The organism is Empedobacter sp. GD03865, from assembly GCF_029840775.1.
Lineage (GTDB): Bacteria > Bacteroidota > Bacteroidia > Flavobacteriales > Weeksellaceae > Empedobacter > Empedobacter falsenii_B.
In genome coordinates this window covers 1-15,731 of the sequence record NZ_JAOCDF010000046.1, presented here as the reverse complement: position 1 = coordinate 15,731, position 15,731 = coordinate 1, and the positions used below count along the sequence as shown (strand labels likewise).

Below are 15,731 nucleotides of genomic sequence, written 5' to 3'. Positions count from 1 at the left end.
TTGGTAACTGTTGCACAACTCTTATTTTAGACACAAAAACATAAAATAGTATAAATAAAAAGCTCCTTCACAGGAGCTTTTTGGTTTATGCGACATTATTGATAAACTCTTTTTCGAGGATGCCGTCTACTATTTTTTCAACCTTATCGATGTTTGCTTTTAGTAATTCGTTGTCTTCTATTTGTTCTATTTCGTGGAACTGTACATGTTTGTTAAACTCTTGCAGTTTGGCGTAATAACGTTTCAATTCTGCTTTGTTGAACAAGTTTCCGTCCTTCACATAAATCACATGTATCTTCGATTTGATGTATTGCGAAACTTGCAATATATCGCCTCTATTGCGTGATATATCTATCGAATAGAAAATAGATTTCAGGTATTCGCTTTTAGAAGTGGGCTCTTTTACCAACCAATATGTTGTCTTAGGACTTGCTGCTATCGGAATAATATTCAGCACCTTATTTGGAAACAAACATGCCATTTCCCATGCTAATCCTCCACCTAAATCTGCACCAATAATGGCAAAAATCTCGTCTACTTCCAATTCAAATAACGTCAACCAAAACAATACCGCTACATCGCGTGCTGTAATGTGATCGCGTGGTATATAGTCGTACTTTATGGTTTCGGAAACGCCATTTCCAGGAATATCTATACAGATTACCGTATACTCATTAAGATCAATTGCTTTGTTTTTCCCCATGACTCCATCCCAATGATAGGTACAATCTGAATCTCCGTGTAAGGAATGGTTAATCAAAATGACTGGAGCTGTTCCTAATGGAAGTCCAAAAAGTTGAAATGTTACCGAAACATTGTTTAAGATTGTGTTGTCCTCTAAGGGCCAAACTGGGATCGTTACTTGTTGTAAACTTTGCATTGTTTTTAATTTTATATTGGTAATTGTTGTTTTTGTTTAAAAAAAATCCCCATCGAAAATCGACGGGGAAACCTAAAATATATTAAAAAATAAAATCTCTTTTTAGTATACATGACTTTCCCACGTCTGGATATTCCAAACCTGTTTGCGAATCGACATATATAAGCACGTAAACTTCATTTTTTAATTACTTTGTTATTCAAATGTATAAAATAATTTTCGGCAAACAATTAAATTTATCTTAATTATTTGTAAAATTTTCTAAATCTCTATTTATAATAGCGAAGTGGTCCCCCTCAACTTGTTTCAGGGTCGCATCTAATTCAGAACATAAAATTTATAACCACATAGAGACATAGGTTTAACAATGTTGATGAATAGAGATAAATTGGAAAATGAATAAATGAACTAGTATTACGATGTATCTATATGGTAGAATATAAAAAAACAAATCAAGCAATTATTCAAAACTTTATTATCGAAACAATATCCAATTTAGAATAAAATTCTAAGTGATCATTTTAAAATAAAATTATTAGAAAAGATTACTACATATTCAATTTTTTATGTAGTTTTACACCGTATTTCGAATCGTAGAAAACGATACCAACCGAGAGGAGTCTCCACGGTGGTAAAACAATACGGGAGTTCATCCAAAAACAACGAAAAATCCCCTATTATCGAAATACAATAATTGTTTTATTTTAACTATTTATTGTATGTCACAAAACATTTCTGAGCTTAATTTAGCTCCTATATCAGATGAAAAATTGGTCGATTTTATCAATCAACAATTGCCTATTAAAGTTCCTGCGCTAAAAGATCATATTATCGAAGAATTCAAGAAAAGAGGTTTGGATTATCGCCATCTATACAATGTAAAAACAGATGAATTGAACATTAAACTTCCGCTTAGTTTAATCGACGGTTGCTTGTTCGAACGTAATATTCCCAAACCGCCTTTGGTAGGTAATTTCTACGCTGTTGTACATAGATTGAGAAACTTTTTGCAACATAGCAAAGAATTGAACGGAAAACGCCTTAAAACGTTTCATTATATCTTCGATCAACTTTATTTACCTTATGAATTGATTGATATTATTTCGGAAGAAGATGTCAAAAATCTAACTGAAGATGATGTATTTATTACCTTCAAAAACTCGAAACAACATTTCCCGAACAATAAGATTATCAATAAAATTCCGAAAAATAATTTATTGATTACTGTTGACAAAGGGAATTATTACCGCGGTTTGGATAAAGTAATTTTGTCACATCAAAATACGATTATCAAAGAAGAAAACTTGAATAACGTAACTGCATAACTGAAATTGCTTTCGACAAATCTCTATATTTGTTGAAAGCAATTTTATATGACGCCAGAAAAAAGAGAATTAGTAGAGGCAAGTTTTAATCGTTCAGAAACCTTAAAATTTTATAACGCATCACTTATCGAATGCGAAACGGACTATGTTTCGATTAAGATTCCAAAACAAGAAATGATGACACGTAAACACGGAATGTTTAATGGTGCTATGATTGCTTCTTTGGTTGATGTTTCATCTGGTTATGCTGCTGTTTCTCACTATGACGACGATTGTTATGTGGTAACAGTTGAGTTAAAGGTGAATTATTTACGACCTGCTTTGGGTGATTATTTACTATCAAAAGCCTATGTGATAAAAGGCGGAAAAAAGATAAGCACCATACGCACAGAGATTTTTGTGGTTGACGAAACGACGAACAAAGAAACGCATGCTGCTACTTCTTTGGTAACTATGATGAGAATAAAATGATGCAAAATTTTCTTACCATTGATTATTTAGAACACGGAAATGAAATACAACACAATGTGTTTCATTTGTTGCGCAATCATCAAATTTTAGAAAAACTTGACACATACAAACCTATTGTAGTAGGTACAATTCCCATTGAAATCAATATTGAAAATAGTGACATTGATATTATTGGTGAAACATCTAATTTTGAAAACGCTACAAATCATTTAACCGAGAATTTTTCTCATTATTTTGAATTTAAAATCAATCAATTAATAAACAATAACGAAACTTGTTTGACGTGTAATTTTAGAATTGATACGTTTGAAATTGAGATTTATTTAGAGAATAAGAATCCAACCGAACAAAATGCCTATCGACATATGCTCATTGAGGCGAAACTACTTGAAAAATTTGACGAACCATTCAAAAACAAAATCATCGAACTTAAAAAGAATGGGTACAAAACTGAACCTGCTTTTGCAAAAGTTCTTGAGTTAAAAGGTAATCCATATCTCGCCTTATTGGAGTATGAAGTAGATTAAACAGTTTTCTTATAACGCAATTAATTAAATCAATTCAACTTGTTATTTTCTTCTTTTTTGTTGATTTAATTTTATAAAAAATCGCAGAATGAAAATAAGAGAATTACAATTGTTTACAAATGAGCTAGAAAAAACAAAATCATTTTATACAACTATTTTAGCTTTTGATTTAATTGAAGAAACCGAAAATCAGTTTAGTTTACAAGTTGGTTGGACAAGATTAACTTTTATAAAATCGAACGAAGAACATATTTATCATTTCAGTTTTTTAGTTTGTAAAAATCAATTCGAAAAGGCATTTGATTGGATACAAAATAAAACTAAAATCCTAAACACCGATGCTGATCAACACATTGCAAACTTCGAGAATTGGAATGCACAATCTTTTTATTTCTATGATGGAGCTAGAAATCTTGCTGAGATGATTACACATTATAATTTAGCTTATGAGAACGATGCAGAATTTGATCAACATTCTATTTTAGGAATTTCTGAAATTGGCTTACCTACAACTGATATTGAGGCTACCAATCAATTATTAGAAGAGAAAACAACATCTAAATTCTGGAAAGGAGATTTTGAAAGATTTGGCACAAACGGCTCAGATGAGGGGAAAATATTATTACCAAATTATTTTATCAAAACAACTTGGTTTCCTACAACTGATACAATAACTCCTACTCCATTTACAGCTATTTTGGAAAATGAAAATTGTTATTCAAAAGTGATTTTCAATAATAATAAATTAAATATATCTAATCTTGCCATTTTATAAAAAATAAGCATTGAATAAAAAGTGATATCTTAAGGGTAAAAAAAAATGGGATTGTAACTTTGCATTCCAAATATCTAAAAATGGTAAACTTTATATTAATCGCAGTCTGTATAATCGCCGGAATGGTGTTTAAAGCAACAAAATCTATACATCCTGATGCTCATAAAGGGATCAATACGTGGATCTTATATTTGGCTTTACCAGCAGTCTCGTTTAAGTATTTACCAAAAGTAGAATGGTCGCAAGAAATGTTATTTCCTATCTTTTCTACTGTCATTATTGCCGTTGGAAGTTTGTTTTACATGAAATTCTACAGCAAAGCAAAAGGCTATTCGGAGCGTTCGAGAAGAACATTGGAATTGGCAAGCGGCTATAGCAATACATCTTTTATTGGCTTTCCTTTGATTTCAGCATTTTATGGAGAAAAGTATTTGAGTATTGCGATTATTTGTGATCAAACCATGTTTTTGTGCTTATCAACCATCGGAATAGTTTCTGCATTAAAAGGAGGAAGCAATGGATCTGGAGCAATAGATTCCAAATTTATCTTGAAACGATTATTTACTTTCCCTCCATTTTTGGGTTGTATAAGTGCATTGATTTTATCTCAATTTATCGACTTATCTCCTGCCGAACCATTCTTCGACAAATTAGCTGCAACCGTAGGTCCATTGGCTTTATTTTCGGTTGGATTGCAATTAAAGTTTAATGGTTGGAGAAAATTATGGTCACAAATTTCGATGTCTATGGTTTACAAATTAATGATTGCGCCTGCAGTTGTAATGCTTTTAGCCATCGTAATTGGAATAAAAGGTGATGTGGCTAAAATCTCTATTTTTGAAGCTGCTATGCCTACTTTAGTGACATCGAGTATTATTGCGGAACAATTTAAACTCAACACCAAACTAACCAATTTGATTATTGGAATCAGTATTATTGTAGGCTTTTTTACAGCTGCTTTTTGGTATGAAATGATACAATTGTTTATTCAGTAGATTTAACTGTTACAGTTTTTATTAAAATTGTATCGAGAATTAAGATAAATTTTATCTTCTAAAACCTTATTCTCGATACAAAATTCTAAAAAGAATTTCACTAGAATTGACGGTTTTATTTCAATACTTCTTTCAAAAACAATAATGTATGTTGCCAAGCTCTATCTGCCATTACTTTATTGTAATCAGGTGATTCTGGATTGGTAAATGTATGTTTTGAATTTGCGTAAGTTATCATTTGCCAATCTGTTTTTCCTTCGTTCATTTCAATTACTAAATTCGAAATATCTTCGGGTTTTACAGATTCATCTTCAGCAGGATGTTCAATCAAAACTTTTGTTTTAAGAGGAATATTTTTTCGAACAGCATCTTTTGCTAATCCACCATGAATAGAAACAACGCCCACAACAGCTAATTGCGCACGAGCAGCTTCTAATGCGCCTGTTCCTCCAAAACAATAACCAATTACAGCAATTTTACTTGGATCTGCACCAGCTTTGATTAACTCTTTCAACGCCAAATCAATTCGTTTTTGATAAGCTGCATAATCAGACTTGTATTTTCCTGCTATTTTAGCCGCTTCCGCATTATCTTTCGGATTGTTTCCTTCTCCATAAATATCCGCAACAAACGCAATATAGCCTTCTTTTGCTAAATCTATTGCAGCTTGTTTTGCTTCGTTATCAGCTCCTTTCCAAGCCGGTAAAATCAAAACTCCTGGACTTTTCTTTGTTGTATTATCGGTTATTAAACCGTTCAATTTTTGCGTACCATCTTTATAAGCAACTTGTTTTAGGTTTTGTGCATGTGTCGTATTCATCATCAATACAATTAAAAATAAACATTGAATTACATTTTTCATCTACTAAAAAATTTAAGACATTAAGATAAAAAGAACTAATTTTATATCGGATATTGAATTGAATATTTAACACAATTAGCATGGAACTTATTACATTAAAAACATTTGAAAGCCCTATTGAAGCGCATATTTTACGTTCGAAATTAGAAAGTGAACAGATTGATGCTTTTGTTTTTGATGAACATTCGGTTGGGATGAATCAGTTTTTGTCGAATGCTATTGGTGGTGTGAAAGTAAAAATTAAGAAAGAAGATACTGATCGCGCCATGAAAGTTTTAGAAGAAATTGATGCTTCAAATTACACCAATGATTTGGATGAAATTCTTGTTTGTCCAAAATGTGGAAGCAATGAGTATTACAGCAATTACAAGTCAATGAAAGGTGGAAAAGGCTTACTTTCTTTATTATCTTCTATCATATTTTGGATCTACCCTATTTACTACAAAAACGTGTTCAAATGCAAGAAGTGTGGTGAAGAATTTAATGGTTTACAATAAAAAAAGAACGACAAGAAATTGCCGTTCTTTATGAACAAAAATATATGATTTTTATTGATTAAATTGTCCAACGCAATAAGCTTGCTCCCCAAGAGAAACCTGCACCAAAGGCTGTCAACATCAATAAATCTCCTTTCTTTAATTTTGATGTATTTTCCCAAATACACAACGGAATTGTCGCTGCAATTGTGTTTCCGTAATTCTCAATATTGATTAAAGTTTTACCTTCTTCAATATTAATTTCATTACCAACAGCGTCAATAATTCGTTTATTCGCTTGATGCGGAACCAACCAATTTACATCTTCAACAGAAAAATCGTTGCGTTTCAAAACATTGACACAGGTATCACTCATTGATTGAATTGCATTTTTGAATACAATTTTTCCATCTTGTCTAATGTAACGCTTCTCATCAACCAACAACTGTGAACTCGCTGGATACAAAGAACCACCTCCTTCTATATTCAAGAATTCTTTTCCAGTTCCATTACTCTGTAACAAAGCATCCAAAATTCCTTCTTCATTTGTAGGCTCTAACCAAACTACTCCAGCTCCGTCTCCAAACAAAATATTTGTCGAACGATCTTTGATGTCTACATACGCACTGATTTTATCAGCTCCAATGACCAAAACATTTTTATAACGTTTGCTTTCAACCAACGAAGCGCCCATGTCTAACGCATATAAAAATCCAGAACAAGCTGCATTCATATCAAATGCCCAAACATTCTCTATTCCTAACTTCTCGCACACAATATTCGCAGTAGCAGGCATCAACATATCTGGTGTAGAAGTTGCAACAATCAACGCATCAACATCTTTGATGTCTTTTTTATATGTATCAATTAAATTCTGAATTGCACTAACCGCCATATCAGAAGTCGCTAAACCTTCCTCTAAAATACGACGTTCTTTAATTCCCGTTCTTTTTATAATCCATTCATCAGAAGTGTCTGTAATCTTTTCTAAATCGAAATTAGTTCGTTTATTTTCTGGCACATAACCACCGATTGCTGAAATATGTGCAAATATTTTTTTTGTAAAATCTACCACCATAAAATTCTTTTCATTCAAATTTCATGTATCGATTATCTACTAAAAGACGCATCAATTAAAATTTGAGCAACAAAGGTCTATCCATTTTAACAAATTAGTTAGCAAAATAAACGTAATAATATGTCAAAAAGACGTTTTTAGAAAACTTTCACATTTGCATTGATTTACATCAATTATTAGTTAGAAGCGATGAAAGTTGTAGGCGAAACACCTGCATAATTTTTGAAAAATTTACTAAAAACTGAGGTATCTATAAAATTTAATTCTGTCACAACATCAGAAACACTATTTTTTGGGTTCTTTAGCAAGACTTTTGCCTCTAATACAATGGCTTCAGCAATGATTTGTTTGGGTGATTTATTAAAGACTTCGACAATAATTTTAGTCAAATGTTTACGACTAATAAACATTTCATCTGCATAAAATTGTACATTACGCTGACGACGAAAATGAGTTGAAACTAAATACAAAAACTGCTTAGCCAATTCCTCCTTTCTGACTTCTTTCGTTGTACTTTTTGCCGTTACAGCTTGGTTGTAGTAATTTCCCATCTCATACATCATAACTGAAAAGTGATGTAAAACCAAATCTTTTGCAAAGATATTTTCATTCTTGATGGTATATTTACTAATCTTATTCAGATTGTAGCGCATATCACGTACAATCTTTTTATCTAAAGAAATGATTTTAGGATATTTGGACGATAAAAATTCTACTAAATTATTGGATTTCACGTGAAAACCAGCTTCAATAATCAAATCTGAATCAATAAAGATTGCTTGAACAGCAAAATCAGCCGAATGCTCTATAATCTCGAACAACTGACCTGGAAGAACCACAATAATATCATCACGTTTGATCAATGTTGGTTCTAAATTTACCGTGATTTCACATGTTCCTGCAGTAATTAAAATCAACCCAAGCGACGTAAACTTATAAGGTTTTCGTTTTACAAAATAATAATTGTTTTCAGGACCTACATCAAAGATTGCTAACCGACGATCGGTAGCTTCTTCTTTGTAAGTTCTTAAAATATTATTAATTGAATAAAGTTGAATATAATCACTCATTTTTAGCTTTTATTATTTCTAATACAATGTTAAAAGATTTTTTTGACAAGTAAAAACACAAATGCGTCTTTTTAACAAAATCTTACGTCATTTTGGTATATCTAATAACCTCTTTCTAATGAAACTTCATTCAATAAAGTTTCGTTATTTTTCATTCTGTTGTAGTTATCTGCAACTTGTTTTAGAGCAGTTGTTGCATTTGTAACACTCGCAATATGAGGTGTTACATAAACATTTTCATTCGTCCAAAAAGGGTGATTTTCTGGTAAAGGTTCTTCTACAAAAACATCTAAATAAGCCTCTTTTATTTGTTTTTCTTCGATTGCAATTAATAAATCCTTTTCGATCAAATGTGCTCCACGACCAACATTCATCAAAACTGTATAAGCTGAACATTGTGCAAAAAAGTCTTTGTTCAAAATACCTTTTGTATCACCTGTCAAAGGCAAAATATTGACAATAAAATTAGTATTAGAAATCACAGCATTCAAGCCTTCTTTTCCAACAAAAGATTCTACTCCATTTATATTTTTAGGCGAATTCGACCAACCTTTAACTTGAAAACCTAAAGCAACAAATTGCTCTGCTACTAACTTTCCGATTTCGCCTAATCCTAAAATAGTAATAGTTGTTTCCTTGATATTTTGATAAGTAGTAGGATTCCACTCTTTACGAACTTGATCTTTATAATACGTCAATAGATTTTTCATTGAAGTCATAACACAAGCTAAAACATGTTCAAACATTTCTTGTTTCAAAGCAGGATCAACAATACGTGTCACCTTTATCGATTCCAAAATTTTGGTATGCAACAAATGGTCAATTCCTGCTCCAACTGATTGTACAACTTTTAGATTTGGAAATTCAGTCACATAATTTTTGTGCGGTTTCCAAGTTGCAATAAATTCTACATCTTTTGGATTTGAGATATTTGGATAAACTTCAACTTTCGTATCTGGCAACAATTCTTGTAAATTTCTTTGCCATTCTTCTGTTGGTTTTTGATTGAATATTAAGGCTACACTCATAATTGTTTACTTTTAAAACAAATGTAAATAACTCTAAATTAATCACACATTAAATTTGACGATTTGTCAGATTTCTTACATTTGGATTAGAATTTGAAAGAGTTCAAACAAATATATTTTAACTAAAAAAATACACTATAAATGGCAAATCCGTTATTAGAAAAATTTGAAACACCTTTTGAAAGTGCTCCTTTTTCTAAAATCAAAAATGAAGACTACAAACCTGCTTTTATCCAAGCAATTGAAGAAGCAAAAGCAGAAATAGATGCAATTACTGCGAATCCTGAAGCGCCAACTTTTGCAAACACAATTGAAGCAATGGAACTTTCTGGTGAAAAATTAGGACGAATTTCTTCTATTTTCTTCAACCTTAATTCTGCTGAAACGAATGATGAAATTCAAGAAATTGCGCAAGAAGTTTCGCCTTTATTATCTGAATTTGGAAATGATGTTCGCTTAAATCAAGATTTATTTGAACGAATTAAAATCGTTTATAATCAAAAGGATTCGTTGAATTTAACCGATGAACAAGCTTATTTATTAGAAAAAAAATACAAAGGTTTTTCGAGAAATGGTGCAAATCTAAACGAAGAAGACAAAAATAAATTACGCGAAATCGACAAACAATTGGCAATGCTTTCATTACAATTTGGTCAAAATGTTTTGGCTGAAACTAATGCATACGAATTGATTATTACTGATGAAAATGATTTGAAAGGTTTACCTCAATATGCTATTGATCAAGCAAAAGCCGATGCAGAACAAAAAAATCACGAAGGTTGGTTGATTACCTTACAAGCACCAAGCTATATTCCGTTTATGCAATACGCAGAAAATCGTGAATTAAGAGAAAAATTATTTAGAGCAAATGGAGTAAAAGCCTATCAAAATAATGAATTTAACAACGAAGAAAATGTCAAAAATATCGTAAAACTTCGTCACGAACGTGCTAAAATATTAGGTTATAAAACGCATGCTGATTATGTTTTGGAAGAACGTATGGCAAAAACACCAACGACTGTTTTAGATTTCTTGAATGATTTATTAACGAAAGCAAAACCATTTGCGGAAAAAGAAATTGAGGAATTAACTGCATTTGCAAAAGAAACTGATGGGATTGAAACATTGCAACGTTGGGATCATGCGTATTATGCAGAAAAATTAAAACAGAAAAAATTCAGTCTTTCTGACGAAGAATTGAAACCTTATTTTCAGTTAGAAAATGTGATTCAAGGAGCTTTTGATGTGGCAACAAAATTATATGGAATTACGTTTAAAGAAATTCATAACATTGATAAATACAACGATGAAGTAACAACTTATGAAGTTCTAGATAAAAATGGTGCGTTCTTAAGTTTATTGTATGCAGACTTTTTCCCGCGCGCAGGAAAACGCCCTGGTGCTTGGATGACAAGTTACAGAGAAGCCTCTAATGTGAATGGAAATACCAAACGTCCGCACGTTTCGATTGTTTGTAATTTTACAAAACCAACGAAAGACACCCCGTCATTATTGACATTTCAGGAAGTGACAACATTGTTCCACGAATTTGGACATGCGCTACACGGAATGTTACCAAATACAACGTACGAAAGTCTTTCTGGAACAAATGTTTATTGGGATTTTGTTGAATTACCCTCTCAATTTTACGAAAACTTTTGTTACGAACCAGAAGCTTTAAAATTATTTGCAAAACATTATCAAACAGGAGAAATTATTCCGCAAGAATTAATTGAAAAAGTAAAAGCTTCTTCAAGTTTTATGGAAGGTTATCAAACTGTTCGTCAATTGAGTTTTGGATTATTGGATATGGCTTATCATGCGAATGATTTGGCTGAAATCAATGATTTACAACAATTTGAAAAAGAAACTTTCAAACAAACAGAGTTGTATCCAGAAATTGATAAAAATATGATGAGTACATCCTTCTCTCATATTTTTCAAGGTGGATATTCATCTGGTTATTATTCATATAAATGGGCAGAAGTTTTGGATGCAGATGCCTTTGCATTCTTCCAAGAAACTGGAATTTTCAATCCAGAAACAGCTCAAAAATTCTATAAACTTTTATCATCTGGAGGAACAGTAGAACCGATGAAATTGTACGAAGAATTTAGAGGTCATAAACCAACAGCAGATGCTTTATTAAAGCGTGCTGGATTAGTATAAATTGAAAATCCGACTACAAAAAGTAGTCGGATTTTTTTATAATATCATTGTTTAATTAATGTAAACTTTCCTCGTGTTGCGACAAATCTAATCCTTCGAACTCTGCTCTATCACTCACACGTAAGTGAATCATTTTATCCGTAATATAAAATAAAGCAATCGCACCGAAAAAAGTAAATAACGAGACAAACAACAAAGCAATCATATGATGTGCAAACACATCCACCCCGCCATGTAACAAACTCGCATTTTCACCATGTGCAAAAATAGCTGTCAAAATCATTCCCATTATTCCTCCGACACCATGACATGCAAAAACATCTAAAGTATCGTCAACTCGTTTTAATACTTTCCAATGAACCATTACATTTGAGACAATAGCAGTAATAAAGCCAAAAAATATACTTTCAGGAATTGTAACAAATCCACAAGCTGGAGTGATTGCTACTAATCCAACTACAGCCCCTATACATGCTCCCATAGCAGAAACGCTACGACCATTAATTCTATCAAAAAGTATCCATGTCATCATTCCAGAAGCAGAAGCAATTGTTGTTGTTCCGAAAGCTAAAGCTGCTGTGGCATTTGCTCCCAAAGCTGAACCAGCATTGAAACCAAACCATCCGAACCATAACATTCCTGTTCCAAGCATAACAAATGGAATATTTGCAGGTTTGTGTTCTCTGTTCTTACGTTTACCTATCACCAAAGCTCCTGCTAATGCTGCAAATCCTGCACTCATATGAACAACAGTTCCTCCAGCAAAATCTTTTACGCCAAAATATTTATTCAATAAACCTTCTGGATGCCAAACCATGTGACAAAGCGGTGTGTAAATGATTAAACTAAATAAAATCATAAATAACAAATAGGAAATAAAACGCACTCTTTCGGCAAAAGAACCAGTTACAAGCGCTGGTGTAATGACTGCAAATTTCATTTGAAACAATGCAAATAAAACAAATGGAATTGTAGATGCCATGTCTTTGTGTGGAAATGCTCCGACATGATTAAAAAATGGATAACTTAAAGGATTACCAATAATTCCGTAATGTTCTCCATTTATTGTAAAACCAATTGAATCACCAAAAGACAGTGAAAACCCAACTACAACCCACAAAATCGAAATCACACCTAAGGCAATAAAACTTTGCAACATGGTAGAAATAACATTTCGTTTACCCACCATTCCACCATAAAAAAAAGATAAACCTGGCGTCATCAATAACACCAATCCTGCAGCTGCTAAAATCCAGGCGACATCTGAATTTACAATATTTTCTTCGCTAAGAAATTCTCCTGTATTTGGAATATCTACAACTGGTTTCCAAAATAATCCAGCGAATGCAACTAGCGTTATAATTGCAAAAGCTACTTTCCATTTTAATCCAACTTTCATAAGTTTTTAATTTTAACCCTATCAAAATTAGATTATTTTTAAATAAAATCATTTATTTTAAATCACACCCTATAAAAATTAGGGGTTAAAATATTAATTTTACATTTTAAACATAATTACCCTATGTAAATTCATAAAAAAAGATTCCTTTTTTGGAATCTTTTTATCAATTTGATTATTTAGTTTATCTAAATTCTATCTAAAATATTCAATTATGTTAAATTCTGAATAATTTTCTGAAAAGCTTTTCTTGGGCTTCCATCAAAATAAACTTCGCCACAATAATGATAACCTAACTTTTCAAAAACACGCAACATTCCAATATTATCAAAGTTGGTATCAACTTTTATATTCTGTATTTTCTTTATAATTGCTATTTTTTCAATTTCATCCATCGTCCAAGTTCCTAAACCTTTTATCTTAACATCTTGTGCAACAGCCAATCGATGTATGACAATATATGGATCATCATTCATCCATTTTCCTTCAATTGCTGTATAAGCAGGTTCTATCTCATCAATAATTGCAACATATCCTATGATTAGATTATCAACATTCTCAATTATATAACCAAAACCATTTGAGATATCATTTTTTACAACATCTAGATTTGGATAACCATTTTGCCATTGATTACTTCCCTCCTCTTTTCTTTTCTCAATTGCTTGTTGCAAAATTTCCCAAATTCTATCTGCATCATTCAAAATAGCTTGACGTAAATTTAATCCAGTCTCCATATCTTATTTTTATTTTCAATATAAGTTATTTTTAAGCAAATCATAAGTTTTGATATTTAATTTTTTGATAAATTAATAGAACTAAACAATGTCATACAAACATGAGGTTTCCAAAATCTATAAAATATGTAAAAATACCTTGGCAACAAGTTTTAGCAATACTTATTTTATTACTCGCATTTGTATTTTTCAGAAGCGAACGCAAAGAAATGATGCAAATTATTCCGAGTATTCAAAGCGCAAAACCTATTTGGCTATTGATCGGTTTCGGAATAACGATTCTCTATATTTCGCTGCAAGCTGCAATGTATATCACAAGTTTCAAAGCAGTTGGTTTACCTCTTAAATTTTGGGACGCTGTCAATTTATTTCTCAAACGAAATTTTATCAGTGTTTTTCTACCAGCGGGCGGAATTAGTTCTTTGGCTTATTTACCCAAACAAATCAAAAAGCAACAATTTGAAACAAATAAAATCATTCAGGCAAGTTCTATTTATGGTTTTATTGGATTATTAACGGTTTTCATCATTGGCGTTCCTATCATTATTTATAGTATTTACGTCAACAAATATTTTAATGATTCGTGGATATCATTAGTCATTTTGGGCATAATTTTAATTCTAGTTTATTTCATTTATAACTCATTCAAAACCAAAAATAAATTCTATCAAATTATAGAAAATAAATTTCCAAAGATTACGGAAGAAATCAATCCAATTTTTGAAGCTTCTTTAGACAGGAAAAATATTAATCTCACAATTCTAATTTCAACAATCATCGAAATTACTGGGATTTTACACGTCTACATCGCAATGTTAGCGTTAGGTATTCAACCCACTTTTGATGCAGCAGCTTTGGCTTATACGATTTCTGTTTTATTGATGATTATTTCGCCTTTTTTGAGAGGTTTGGGTGCTGTAGAATTTACGATGGTGTATATTTTAACACAATTCGGCTATTCTCATAACCAAGGTTTAGTTACAACTTTATTGTACCGCGTTTTCGAATTTTGGCTGCCTTTAGGTTTTGGATGTTTGAGTTTTATGTGGCGTGGAAGAAAACTATTTGCACGAATTTTCCTGCTGTTATGATTTTTACATTAGGAATGATTAATATAATTTCAGTCATCACTCCTCCTCTTGCAGAACGTTTGCATTTCGAAAAATTGTATTTACCAATCGAATTCATGCATCTTTCAAAATTGATGATTCTATTTGTCGGAATTGCTTTATTGATTACTTCATCTTATCTCATCAAAGGATTAAAATCTGCATGGATTTTTGCTTTAATATTTGCCATACTTTCATTTTTTGGAAATATATTCAAAGCATTGGATTACGAAGAAGCTGGATTCGCATTTTTGACTATCTTTTTGTTAATTTAAAGCACAAAACAATACCCATTGAAAACAAATTGGGAAGTTTAATCAAAATCAAACAATGCGTAATTTCAAGGAAAAATTCACCAATTATTGGATCAATAAATACATATTTCTTTGAATGGTAATTATCACTTTGACCGAAATTATCAAAAGTAATTGAGAATATTACTAATCAAATAAAGTTAAATTAGAAAATATTGATTTACATAGTTACATCTTGTGAGATTCCGAACTATATTTTTTTTTAAATTTTCAAAAACTTGTTTTAACTTCTTAATTAATTATCCATAAAATAAGAATGAAACTAAATCGTAATATTTAGTTGAATGATTAAAAATTATCATAATACTTTCTGTATAAAATATAAAAAAACCTCAAGAAATAAATCTTGAGGCTTTAAATAAAAACTGGCAATGACCTACTCTCCCGCAAGTAGCAGTACCATCGGCACTGAAAGGCTTAACTTCTCTGTTCGGAATGGGAAGAGGTGAGCCCTTTCGTAATAATCACCCTAATATTTTTGTATTTTTAATCAGGTTTACATCCTAATCATTCGAT

At 31.5% G+C, this 15,731-nt stretch carries 16 protein-coding genes, 1 rRNA gene and 1 riboswitch; of the genes, 9 read left to right on the top strand and 8 right to left on the bottom strand.

Going from position 1 to position 15,731, the window contains the following annotated elements; genetic code table 11:
• Positions 1–85 precede the first annotated feature (85 nt).
• Complete coding sequence (locus N5D46_RS13865; RefSeq protein ID WP_280050338.1) at positions 86–880, bottom strand: alpha/beta fold hydrolase; 795 nt, start codon at positions 878–880, stop codon at positions 86–88.
• 576 nt (positions 881–1,456) lie between these two features.
• Positions 1,457–1,551, top strand: a riboswitch (SAM-I-IV-variant riboswitch).
• Positions 1,552–1,599: 48 nt separating this feature from the next.
• On the opposite strand from N5D46_RS13865, the gene N5D46_RS13860 reads away from it, so the two are divergent.
• The 5 genes from N5D46_RS13860 to N5D46_RS13840 all read left to right on the top strand — a co-directional run bounded on the left by N5D46_RS13860 (position 1,600) and on the right by N5D46_RS13840 (position 4,973).
• Positions 1,600–2,205 (top strand): hypothetical protein, encoded by a 606-nt coding sequence (locus N5D46_RS13860; protein ID WP_125350460.1) that lies wholly within the window; start codon positions 1,600–1,602, stop codon positions 2,203–2,205.
• Positions 2,206–2,253: 48 nt separating this feature from the next.
• Positions 2,254–2,676, top strand: a complete 423-nt coding sequence (locus N5D46_RS13855) for a PaaI family thioesterase (protein ID WP_038337190.1) — start codon at positions 2,254–2,256, stop codon at positions 2,674–2,676.
• On the top strand, positions 2,676–3,203 hold the full coding sequence (locus N5D46_RS13850) for a DUF4269 domain-containing protein (RefSeq protein WP_280050337.1): 528 nt from the start codon (positions 2,676–2,678) through the stop codon (positions 3,201–3,203). Before N5D46_RS13855 ends, N5D46_RS13850 begins: the two co-directional genes overlap by 1 nt.
• A gap of 88 nt (positions 3,204–3,291) precedes the next feature.
• On the top strand, positions 3,292–3,978 hold the full coding sequence (locus N5D46_RS13845; protein ID WP_280050336.1) for a VOC family protein: 687 nt from the start codon (positions 3,292–3,294) through the stop codon (positions 3,976–3,978).
• Positions 3,979–4,058: 80 nt separating this feature from the next.
• Positions 4,059–4,973, top strand: a complete 915-nt coding sequence (locus tag N5D46_RS13840) for an AEC family transporter (RefSeq protein WP_038337191.1) — start codon at positions 4,059–4,061, stop codon at positions 4,971–4,973.
• Positions 4,974–5,088: 115 nt separating this feature from the next.
• Here the strand turns inward: N5D46_RS13840 and N5D46_RS13835 are convergent, their stop codons facing one another.
• Complete coding sequence (locus N5D46_RS13835) at positions 5,089–5,835, bottom strand: dienelactone hydrolase family protein (protein WP_221408235.1); 747 nt, start codon at positions 5,833–5,835, stop codon at positions 5,089–5,091.
• 80 nt (positions 5,836–5,915) lie between these two features.
• Here N5D46_RS13835 and N5D46_RS13830 point away from each other — a divergent pair, with 80 nt between their 5' ends.
• Positions 5,916–6,332 (top strand): DUF2007 domain-containing protein, encoded by a 417-nt coding sequence (locus N5D46_RS13830; RefSeq protein WP_280050335.1) that lies wholly within the window; start codon positions 5,916–5,918, stop codon positions 6,330–6,332.
• A gap of 58 nt (positions 6,333–6,390) precedes the next feature.
• On the opposite strand, the gene N5D46_RS13825 is transcribed toward N5D46_RS13830, so the two are convergent.
• From N5D46_RS13825 to N5D46_RS13815, 3 genes are all read right to left on the bottom strand, one after another.
• Positions 6,391–7,389, bottom strand: coding sequence for a ketoacyl-ACP synthase III (locus tag N5D46_RS13825; RefSeq protein WP_280050334.1), 999 nt, complete (start codon positions 7,387–7,389; stop codon positions 6,391–6,393).
• A gap of 176 nt (positions 7,390–7,565) precedes the next feature.
• Positions 7,566–8,459 carry an AraC family transcriptional regulator gene (locus N5D46_RS13820; RefSeq protein WP_280050333.1) on the bottom strand — a complete coding sequence of 298 codons (894 nt, stop codon included), beginning with the start codon at positions 8,457–8,459 and terminating at the stop codon, positions 7,566–7,568.
• A 101-nt stretch (positions 8,460–8,560) separates the two neighbouring features.
• Positions 8,561–9,487 carry a glyoxylate/hydroxypyruvate reductase A gene (locus N5D46_RS13815; protein ID WP_280050332.1) on the bottom strand — a complete coding sequence of 309 codons (927 nt, stop codon included), beginning with the start codon at positions 9,485–9,487 and terminating at the stop codon, positions 8,561–8,563.
• A gap of 141 nt (positions 9,488–9,628) precedes the next feature.
• Between N5D46_RS13815 and N5D46_RS13810 the strand changes: the two genes are divergently transcribed.
• Positions 9,629–11,656: a M3 family metallopeptidase gene (locus N5D46_RS13810; protein ID WP_280050331.1), complete on the top strand. Its 2,028-nt coding sequence runs from the start codon at positions 9,629–9,631 to the stop codon at positions 11,654–11,656.
• 55 nt (positions 11,657–11,711) lie between these two features.
• On the opposite strand, the gene N5D46_RS13805 is transcribed toward N5D46_RS13810, so the two are convergent.
• Together N5D46_RS13805 and N5D46_RS13800 are read right to left on the bottom strand one after the other, a co-directional pair.
• Positions 11,712–13,055, bottom strand: a complete 1,344-nt coding sequence (locus tag N5D46_RS13805) for an ammonium transporter (protein ID WP_280038126.1) — start codon at positions 13,053–13,055, stop codon at positions 11,712–11,714.
• 212 nt (positions 13,056–13,267) lie between these two features.
• The gene (locus N5D46_RS13800; protein WP_115001191.1) at positions 13,268–13,792 is read right to left on the bottom strand and encodes a GNAT family N-acetyltransferase; all 525 of its coding nucleotides are present in this window, start codon (positions 13,790–13,792) and stop codon (positions 13,268–13,270) included.
• Between the two features lie 101 nt (positions 13,793–13,893).
• Here N5D46_RS13800 and N5D46_RS13795 point away from each other — a divergent pair, with 101 nt between their 5' ends.
• A complete protein-coding gene (locus N5D46_RS13795) occupies positions 13,894–14,883 on the top strand; it encodes a flippase-like domain-containing protein (RefSeq protein WP_280038127.1) in 990 nt (329 codons plus the stop codon).
• Positions 14,880–15,176, top strand: coding sequence for a hypothetical protein (locus tag N5D46_RS13790; RefSeq protein ID WP_280050330.1), 297 nt, complete (start codon positions 14,880–14,882; stop codon positions 15,174–15,176). Before N5D46_RS13795 ends, N5D46_RS13790 begins: the two co-directional genes overlap by 4 nt.
• 402 nt (positions 15,177–15,578) lie before the next feature.
• Here the strand turns inward: N5D46_RS13790 and rrf are convergent.
• A 5S ribosomal RNA gene (gene rrf / locus N5D46_RS13785) occupies positions 15,579–15,687 on the bottom strand.
• Between the last annotated feature and the right edge of the window lie 44 nt (positions 15,688–15,731).

Excerpts from the sequence above, each read along its gene's own strand:
- N5D46_RS13840 (WP_038337191.1), top strand. The coding sequence starts at position 4,059 with ATGGTAAACTTTATATTAATCGCAGTCTGTATAATCGCCGGAATGGTG.
- N5D46_RS13845 (WP_280050336.1), top strand. The coding sequence starts at position 3,292 with ATGAAAATAAGAGAATTACAATTGTTTACAAATGAGCTAGAAAAAACA.
- N5D46_RS13825 (WP_280050334.1), bottom strand. The coding sequence starts at position 7,389 with ATGGTGGTAGATTTTACAAAAAAAATATTTGCACATATTTCAGCAATC.
- N5D46_RS13790 (WP_280050330.1), top strand. The coding sequence starts at position 14,880 with ATGATTTTTACATTAGGAATGATTAATATAATTTCAGTCATCACTCCT.
- N5D46_RS13865 (WP_280050338.1), bottom strand. The coding sequence starts at position 880 with ATGCAAAGTTTACAACAAGTAACGATCCCAGTTTGGCCCTTAGAGGAC.
- N5D46_RS13855 (WP_038337190.1), top strand. The coding sequence starts at position 2,254 with ATGACGCCAGAAAAAAGAGAATTAGTAGAGGCAAGTTTTAATCGTTCA.
- N5D46_RS13805 (WP_280038126.1), bottom strand. The coding sequence starts at position 13,055 with ATGAAAGTTGGATTAAAATGGAAAGTAGCTTTTGCAATTATAACGCTA.
- N5D46_RS13850 (WP_280050337.1), top strand. The coding sequence starts at position 2,676 with ATGCAAAATTTTCTTACCATTGATTATTTAGAACACGGAAATGAAATA.
- N5D46_RS13830 (WP_280050335.1), top strand. The coding sequence starts at position 5,916 with ATGGAACTTATTACATTAAAAACATTTGAAAGCCCTATTGAAGCGCAT.
- N5D46_RS13795 (WP_280038127.1), top strand. The coding sequence starts at position 13,894 with ATGAGGTTTCCAAAATCTATAAAATATGTAAAAATACCTTGGCAACAA.
- N5D46_RS13810 (WP_280050331.1), top strand. The coding sequence starts at position 9,629 with ATGGCAAATCCGTTATTAGAAAAATTTGAAACACCTTTTGAAAGTGCT.
- N5D46_RS13860 (WP_125350460.1), top strand. The coding sequence starts at position 1,600 with ATGTCACAAAACATTTCTGAGCTTAATTTAGCTCCTATATCAGATGAA.
- N5D46_RS13815 (WP_280050332.1), bottom strand. The coding sequence starts at position 9,487 with ATGAGTGTAGCCTTAATATTCAATCAAAAACCAACAGAAGAATGGCAA.
- N5D46_RS13820 (WP_280050333.1), bottom strand. The coding sequence starts at position 8,459 with ATGAGTGATTATATTCAACTTTATTCAATTAATAATATTTTAAGAACT.
- N5D46_RS13835 (WP_221408235.1), bottom strand. The coding sequence starts at position 5,835 with ATGAAAAATGTAATTCAATGTTTATTTTTAATTGTATTGATGATGAAT.
- N5D46_RS13800 (WP_115001191.1), bottom strand. The coding sequence starts at position 13,792 with ATGGAGACTGGATTAAATTTACGTCAAGCTATTTTGAATGATGCAGAT.